The following is a 7,984-nucleotide window of genomic DNA, read 5'->3' as shown; positions in this document are numbered from 1 at the left end:
TCCACTAGATGCTGTGAGTCTAACCGGATCGTCATCAAAAAATGAAACTTGATGACGGTGGGTGGAAATTAACCGGATTTATAGAAGTGCCCATAAGTCTGATTTTATCTCTTGATATTCTATGATAATTAGCTAGTTTAATTTTGATAATATCAGACTTTGTTAACTTCAAAGAAACAAGGTTAATAAATCAGTAAAAAATACTAAACGTCATTATCTTGTCACATTGATCCTCTATCTTATCAGCATCAATTTCTATGCTGGGAGCGGGATTATGCTGGATGTGGATACCTTGCTGAAAGATTACTTTCAAAATACGAATGAGACGAGTGATAAGCCGCTGATGAAGGCCGCTGCCTCGGTCTTGAAGAAGCTTTTCCACCAGAAAGAAATCAACGCATTCATTGAAACGCACCGACATTTGGAAGGGTTGGAGTTCAACGATGCGGTGCTGGAGCATTTTAATTTTAGCTTTCAGGTTTCCAGCAAAGATCGCGCGCGTATCCCTGATCAGCGCCGGGTGCTGATTGTCGCGAATCATCCGCTGGGTTCTCTGGATGGGCTGGCGCTGCTTAAGCTAGTGTCGGAGATCAGAACCGACGTGAAGATTGTCGCCACGACCTTGTTGAACTGTATTGATCCGCTGCAAAGCTTGTTTCTCTCGGTGGATAATTTAGCAGAATCTGCGAATCATCGTGATAATTTGAACCAGATTGTTGAAGCATTGGAAGCGGAACAGGCTGTCATTCTATTCCCAACCGGGGAAGTGTCACGTATTTGCCCGCTGGGTGTTCGTGACGGCAAGTGGAAAACCGGTTTTTTATCGCTAGCCAAGAAAACCAAAGCACCGATTGTTCCGGTTTATATTGGCGGCAAAAATTCCACGCTTTTTTATGGTCTTTCGAGCCTCTACAAGCCGCTGGGCACGATGATGCTGGTGAATGAGATGTTCAACCAGAAGGGCAGTGAAATTTCATTCCGCATTGGCAAGCCGATCCCATGGGAATCCATTACGGCAATGGATTTGTCCAAAAAAGCCGTGGCAAAATTGATGCGTAAACAGGTCTATTTTTTAGACAAAAAGAAGAAAAAAGAACTGTTTAAGCCGATTGAAAATATTATCCATCCCGTCCGGACCAAATTAATCCGCAAGGAGCTGAAAGCGTCGCAACTTATCGGTAAAACCCAGGATGGCAAGCATATTTATCTGTTTGACTATATTCCGAATTCCAGTGTGATGCGTGAGATTGGCCGGTTGCGCGAATTATCCTTCCGGCAAGTGCAGGAAGGCACCGGCAATGCGTTGGATATCGACAGCTATGATCGCTATTACCGGCACTTGATTCTTTGGGACGAAGATGAATTGGAAATTATCGGTTCCTATCGCATTGGAGAAGCCGCAAAAATTCTTAAGGAACATGGAGAATCAGGGCTGTACACCCATAGCTTATTCGAGTTTAATCCTGCGCTCAGGCCTTATCTTGAGCATTCCATCGAGCTGGGGCGCAGTTTCATTCAACCTCGATACCAAGGAAAGCGCAGTCTGGATTATCTCTGGTATGGGATTGGCGCGTACTTGTATCAACATCCGGAGATACGCTATATGGTTGGACCGGTTTCGCTGAGTACTTCTTTACCTGAGTCTGCGCAAAAAGTGATTGCAGGTTTTTATACAGGACTTTTCGGTAAAGACGAACTGCTTGCTAAACCCAGACTGCCGTTTGATTTTGAGCAAGTTGAGGATTTCGTGCCATTCAAGAAAGTTGCGGATGAGGTTGAATACAAGCAAGCCTATACGATTCTGAAAGAAAAAATGGATGAATTCGGCGTGAAGGTACCGGTACTCTATAAGCAATATGTGGAACTATGCCAGCCGGGAGGTTGCGAATTTCTGGGATTTAATATTGATCCAACCTTTTCTAACTGCGTCGATGCGCTGATTCTGGTGCATATCGATACTATCAAAGAAAAGAAACACCAACGTTATATTGAAAGTCATGCAATGGTTATGCAGAATCTGAACACCGCATAGAACAAGCTTATGAAAGATTGAATTCTTATAGGTAGCATGCGATGACTTGATTGCCACCATTTGATTTTGCTTGATTAATGGCATCGTGGGTGGCTTTAAATAATTCAGGAAAACTTTCCGTCGAATCCGGTTGCATCTCTGCGACACCAAGGCTTGCGGTTACATTCAGGTCTGATGGATGCAAATTTTCAATGGATCGCCGTATTTTTTCTGCAATGATCGTTGCATTAGAAATATTGCAGTGGGACAGTAACAAAACAAACTCTTCTCCATCATAACGTGCAACGATATCTTCTTTACGAGAAGGTTTAACTAATTCGGAAGCTATTTCTTTCAATACCAAATCACCCGTTAAGTGATCGTAATTCTCATTGATTAGATTGAATTTATCGATATTCACTATAATCAGGCTATAGGGAATATTATGACGTATTGCTTCGCGCAATCTTGATGAGATAGCTTCCATCATAAAGTAGCGATTATACAAACCGGTCAATGGATCCTTTACTGCTAATTCTTGCATGACATTTTGCTGTGTGACTGTCTTATCCAGTAACTTCTTACTGGTAATTAGATTGCTGACTCTTGCAAGTAATTCTTCTTGGATTAATGGTTTGGTAACGTAATCATTAGCCCCTAAGCGCAGCAATTCTACTTTGTGTGCGGTGTCATTAAGTACCGAGAACACTAATAAAGGCACATATTTTTTATTATCCTCCACAAGGTGTCGTAATGCTTTAACAGTTCCCTGACCGTTTAATTTGCCTTTGAGCAATATATCGGTCAACACTAAATCGTAGGCATTCTTCTGGAATGCTTCTAACCCTTCTTCACCCGTGGCAAAATGATCGATGGTATAGCCGTTGTCTCTTAACACCGTCGATGTTAAGTTTACAACTGATGGACTATCTTCAATATACAAGATATGCCCAGACATGGTTTTACTACCGTTCTTTCTAGAAAACTGAGCAGCATAACTGGTAATTTTGTCGAGCTCATGCTTGGCAAATATTTCTGTTACGCCTGCTGAAAATGCCTCGTCTAATAATTCTTTATCTTCATTTGAAGTAACCATAACCAACGGTATTCGCCGGGTGCGGGAATCGGCACGCAGATGTGACGAAAACTTTGGACCATCCATATCCTGCAGATGCATGGCGATAAATACCAGATCAAAAGGGTGTTTCTTAAGCAATGTCAGGGCTTCGTTGCCAGTCGAAACTTGCTTTGTTTCAAGTCCGCCAGACTCAATCGCTGACGATAGAAGTTTTTGATACGTTTTAGATGGCTCAACGATAAGTCCTTCCATACTCTAATACCTCTTCAATGACATAAATCTGGTTGCAGGCTACCAACAAAACCGGTCTGTTACGGTATGAGAAAGGATATCGACAGCTATATTGATTTCTTTTAGAAGGTTTGGCAAAAGGTCGATGAAATATGACGCTTGTTTCGATCTATTTGAGTTCAAGATCGTAAAAATGTTACGCAAAAGTTAATTGCGCTGAGTAATCCTGTGTAATCAGGAATTGTTTGTTTAGATATGAAGCGGTAAACTTCTGATAAATTTCTGCTCATTTCTAACTAGAAATAGAAATTTAAATTTAAAATCGAATAAGGAGTTTTTTGATGAGAAGAATTGCTAAATTATCTTTACTGTTTTCTATATTTTTTCTTTTCTCGTCTCAAGCTGTTGCTTCTGACAGTTATTTTGGTAACTCAGCCGAGAAATTTGTAAGTGGTATTACTAATGCGGCTACCGGATGGTTGGAGCTACCCAAGAATGTCATTTTAACCGGCCAGAAAGAGGGACCAGTTTATGGTGCGACAATTGGTGTGGCAATGGGTATCATGCATACAGTCGGTCGTAGTTTAGTGGGTGTGCTCGATGCAGCCACTTTCTTTATTCCAACCAAACCATCGGTTAATCCCCCTTTTATATGGCAAGATTTCTCCAGAGAAACGTCGTATTAATCGGCTTGCTAGCTTCAAGAATAGCAAAAGAATCTTCAAAAAATACATTCCTGCGTTCTGGCAGGGATGTGTTTTTTATCCAACTCAGAGAATGAAAACGCCATACCAGTGCGACGATATGGCGTTTTTACAGAGCGTATAGTGCAGTGAATAACTAGCGTTGCGCCTCAAGTGCTGCAATTCTTTCTTCCAGCGGCGGGTGTGACATGAATAAGCGCATGAGTCCACTACTTCCCCCGGAAATACCAAAGGCAGCCAGCTGATCCGGTAAATGTGCCTGCTCGTGAGTTATTTGTAAGCGCCGCAGCGCAGCGATCATTTTGTTTCTGCCTGCCAGACTGGCACCACCGACATCGGCACGGAATTCGCGTTGGCGGCTAAACCACATAACGATAATACTCGCTAAGACGCCCAGAACGATTTCGGTAATGATAGTAGTAACCCAGAAGGCGGGGCCGTGGCCTTCTTCTGTTTTAAAAACAATACGATCGATCGTATGGCCGATAACGCGTGACAAGAAGATTACAAACGTGTTGACGACGCCTTGAATCAGCGCCAATGTCACCATATCTCCATTGGCGATATGACTGACTTCATGTGCCAGAACGGCTTCAGCTTCATCCTGGCTCATGGTATTTAAGAGCCCGGTACTGACCGCGACCAGTGCGTTATTTTTTGACATTCCTGTGGCAAAAGCATTGACATCCGGCGCGTCATAAATGGCAACCTCCGGCATACCGATACCGGCTATTTTCGCTTGCCGTTGCACGGTGGTGACTAGCCAGTGTTCTCGTGCGTTACGTGGCATTTCAATAACTTGTGCACCGGTAAATCGTTTTGCAGTCCATTTTGACAGGGCTAGTGACATAAACGAGCCGCCAAATCCAAATACCGATGCGAACAGTAATAGGGAATTGATATCCAATCCTGTTCCTTGAGCATCTAAAATTTTTTCAAAACCAAACAGTCGTAGTGTGATGCTTAGAACGACGACAATGGCTAGGTTAGTTGCTAAAAAAAGAATAATTCTTTTCATTTCTTTACTCCATGGTGTCAATAAAATCTAAAACAAAGCTGGTGTGGATATGTGATCTAATTGTCACTTTTCAAGCGGATTATATTTAAATTTATCTGATTAGATTGCTGACTGAATGTTGTTCAGATTGTTTGCCAGCAATCATTCAGCATAAGAATTTATGGTATCGGAATTCTTGAAGCGCTCAAATAACTCAGCATAGATTTATCCCCGGAATTTATTGTACAGGGGTGGCCGAATCATTTCCCAAGGCATCAACCACCTTCGATTGCTTACACATTGTCAACTGTTCAACGAGGCCATGAACCAGGTGCGTATTGATGAGCATAAGGAGCTTGCTGCACAAAAGAATCACAAGTACACATTTCTAAAAGTAATGTATGGTCTGCCCTGGATTTGCAAGTTCATTATTGCCATTAACAGAAGAATGTTTTGCGTCAACTTGGATTCCCCGTGGCCTTGCCACGAGGATAGGTGCAGGGCGCGCGGAGCAAATTTATTGTATATTCGGCCTACGGTTGAAAACTCAGGTTTCCTGGCTTTGATGGAACCCGAGCACACTAAGCCTCATAAAGCATTCAGTCATTACAAACTTGCTTTTTTAGCCAGATTTTCAGTGCGCCGGTTAACGGTTCTGTCATAAAAGTTACTATGATTGATTGGTCGAACCCCCCCCTCTCACAATTTAGCCAATATGGATAATTTTAGCCAGGGATGGAACCCCTGCTGCGTTCCAGGCAAAAAGCAGATAAAACCCAGGAGGAGCTACCTTGGATGAGGCTGGGGTTCGAAGGTTGAGTATGTTACCCTTCTTTGGAACGCGGATGTCGAAGAAGCGTGTCTCTTGATTAAAGTTATGCGTAACCGTACCGGCACGTACCAACGTTACTCGAGAGATACTTTCGCTAGCCTCTATTGAAAATTCCTGGTTCCATCCAATCATTGCTGTCGGAGCATCAATAATCACTGGACGATCCGCGAACTCACCGCTTCCATCTGTTTTAAATAAGTACGGCGGGTAGTAAATTTCACCATTCAGTTGAGTTAGCGGACCAGGTGTACCCCCACCTCCAGTAATCACGGTTCCATCTACAAGAAGAAGAGAAGCGGAGTGATACAGACGAGCTGTGGCTGCATTCGCTGTAGTTATCCATACATTAGTTTTGGGATCCCAAAGCTCAGAATCCAGCGCCGCACCGACTAAATCATTACCCGTTGATGAACCACCATTGGCCCAAACGCGTCCATCGGCAAGCACGGTAAGCGAGCCATATTGACGGTCTTTTTCCAAAGTACCTGCAGAAGTTACAACAGGCTCGCCCAACCCATTGATATTAATTGATACAGCTGCGCGATCTCTACGAAGTGAAAGAATACGCCCCGGTGCGTACATGACACTTGGCATCCTGGCATAACTTACTAAAGTTGTTTTTGAATACTGTGAGAGATTGCCGAGGCCCGATGTGTCAAGCTTGAACATCAGCCCGTTGTGTGTAACTATAAATATATTTCCTTGCGGGTTAAGCCAAGCTTTTGGATAACTCCAAGAGGCTCCAATTTCTCCATAAGCAGTATCACTGGTTGCCGAACTGAGCTGGCGCCAATTGCCATCCGCTGTTCGCACCTCAGGTGTGGGCGAATAGGTAGCCACGGTAGGCGGGGTAGTCGTTGTTCCAGAAAAATTTTTACTGTCACGGCCGCCAAGTACAACATGCTCACCATTTGGCAACGTAACTACAGTTGCGTACCAACGTTTAAATGCCATACTTTGGGTTTGACGCACGAGCGTGTCTGTCGACGGATCAAAGATATTGACGTCACTGTTGGCATAATTTCGTATATTATTTACCCGGGCATCTCCACCGAGAAGAAGTGCATGGCCTGTGCTAGGAATAAGTGCCTGAGCTGCACAAAAAATATCCGTATTGGTGGTGTTCGGCAACAGCTCAAACGCATCACTCCCTATACCAGATGAAGGAGTCCAGACTGCATAATTTAAGTTTGCACCTTGTGCGCCTGCGGCACCCGACCCATAAGCAATTACGCGCTCATCTGGCAAAAGCATTATAGCGATCGGCATGAGCGGCCACGTGTGTAAGGTTCCAAACTCTCCCTTAATATGTGCTTCCGGTCCGGCAGCCACTGCGACAGATATACCTTTGTCCGATAAGAACAAGGATAAACCGGCTAGTAAAATAAATATGAAGCGCCGGATTCCCTGCGCAAACTGAAAACTCTTAAATTTGATACTCATCTATATGCTCCTCAGATTGATTTTCAACCAACTTACTGTTCCTAATAGTCTATAAGCTCATGGACACTCAAAAAACTATCATTTCCTATTCGTGCAGAGGCTACTAAAATGCAAACATTATATATAAGTATTATGTATTAAATAACTTAAATTAGCTAGAGCAGAATGACACTAAGATATAGGAGGAATGCCCTGCTTTTGTCATAAAATTGTATTGAAATCGCTGAATTCAATTGTGCACTTGAGAACGTTGATGAAGTGAGGTATTCTAATTTTCATGGAATCCGAAGTTTCGTAAAACGAAGGCATGAAACGGAGGATGAAGATGGAATTACCCCGGACACAATATAGTCAGGAATTTAGGGAGCAATCAGTTAAGTTTTTTAAATAAAGTGGATTAATTTTAGTTGAGGCAGCAGCACGGCTGTCTTTACCGAAAGGAGCATTAAAGAATTGGGTGTATGCTGACAAACTAGGAGAGTTCGCATTGGTAGAGAAGCATCAGAAGTCACTGACTGAAGTTGATCTAGGGAAACACTGATTTATTCGATCACATCGACTTTGGTCATAAAGGTTTGATAAATTCATTCTATTGATAGATATGGAATAGAGCGATGCAATCAAGCTTTTCTGACCTGGAATATGCGGCAAAGAAGAAACAAACACGACGGGATCGCTTTTTGTCCGA

5 protein-coding genes are annotated in these 7,984 nt (G+C 43.0%); 2 read left to right on the top strand and 3 right to left on the bottom strand.

All coding sequences use genetic code 11. The features are described 5' to 3' along the window. The first annotated feature begins 274 nt into the window (after nt 1-274). Entirely contained in the window at nt 275-2,032 is a 1,758-nt protein-coding gene (locus ACH10T_RS00260; RefSeq protein WP_394807342.1) for a GNAT family N-acyltransferase, read from the top strand. Between the two features lie 25 nt (nt 2,033-2,057). Here the strand turns inward: ACH10T_RS00260 and ACH10T_RS00255 are convergent, their stop codons facing one another. After that, entirely contained in the window at nt 2,058-3,341 is a 1,284-nt protein-coding gene (locus tag ACH10T_RS00255; RefSeq protein ID WP_394807341.1) for a diguanylate cyclase, read from the bottom strand. A 320-nt stretch (nt 3,342-3,661) separates the two neighbouring features. On the opposite strand from ACH10T_RS00255, the gene ACH10T_RS00250 reads away from it, so the two are divergent. Continuing rightward, nucleotides 3,662-4,006: an exosortase system-associated protein, TIGR04073 family gene (locus ACH10T_RS00250; RefSeq protein ID WP_394807340.1), complete on the top strand. Its 345-nt coding sequence runs from the start codon at nt 3,662-3,664 to the stop codon at nt 4,004-4,006. Between the two features lie 154 nt (nt 4,007-4,160). Here ACH10T_RS00250 and htpX read toward each other — a convergent pair whose 3' ends face one another. Beyond that, nucleotides 4,161-5,042 carry a protease HtpX gene (gene htpX / locus ACH10T_RS00245; protein ID WP_394807339.1) on the bottom strand — a complete coding sequence of 294 codons (882 nt, stop codon included), beginning with the start codon at nt 5,040-5,042 and terminating at the stop codon, nt 4,161-4,163. Nucleotides 5,043-5,727: 685 nt separating this feature from the next. After that, nucleotides 5,728-7,296, bottom strand: a complete 1,569-nt coding sequence (locus tag ACH10T_RS00240; RefSeq protein ID WP_394807338.1) for a galactose oxidase-like domain-containing protein — start codon at nt 7,294-7,296, stop codon at nt 5,728-5,730. Between the last annotated feature and the right edge of the window lie 688 nt (nt 7,297-7,984).

It is taken from the genome of Nitrosomonas sp., from assembly GCF_043753625.1.
Classification (GTDB): domain Bacteria; phylum Pseudomonadota; class Gammaproteobacteria; order Burkholderiales; family Nitrosomonadaceae; genus Nitrosomonas.
Note: the sequence above shows the minus strand (reverse complement) of the source record. Positions and strands in the feature narration are given on the sequence as shown.

Coding starts and splice junctions, on each gene's coding strand:
- ACH10T_RS00260 (WP_394807342.1), top strand. CDS start 275: ATGCTGGATGTGGATACCTTGCTGAAAGATTACTTTCAAAATACGAAT.
- ACH10T_RS00255 (WP_394807341.1), bottom strand. CDS start 3,341: ATGGAAGGACTTATCGTTGAGCCATCTAAAACGTATCAAAAACTTCTA.
- ACH10T_RS00250 (WP_394807340.1), top strand. CDS start 3,662: ATGAGAAGAATTGCTAAATTATCTTTACTGTTTTCTATATTTTTTCTT.
- htpX (WP_394807339.1), bottom strand. CDS start 5,042: ATGAAAAGAATTATTCTTTTTTTAGCAACTAACCTAGCCATTGTCGTC.
- ACH10T_RS00240 (WP_394807338.1), bottom strand. CDS start 7,296: ATGAGTATCAAATTTAAGAGTTTTCAGTTTGCGCAGGGAATCCGGCGC.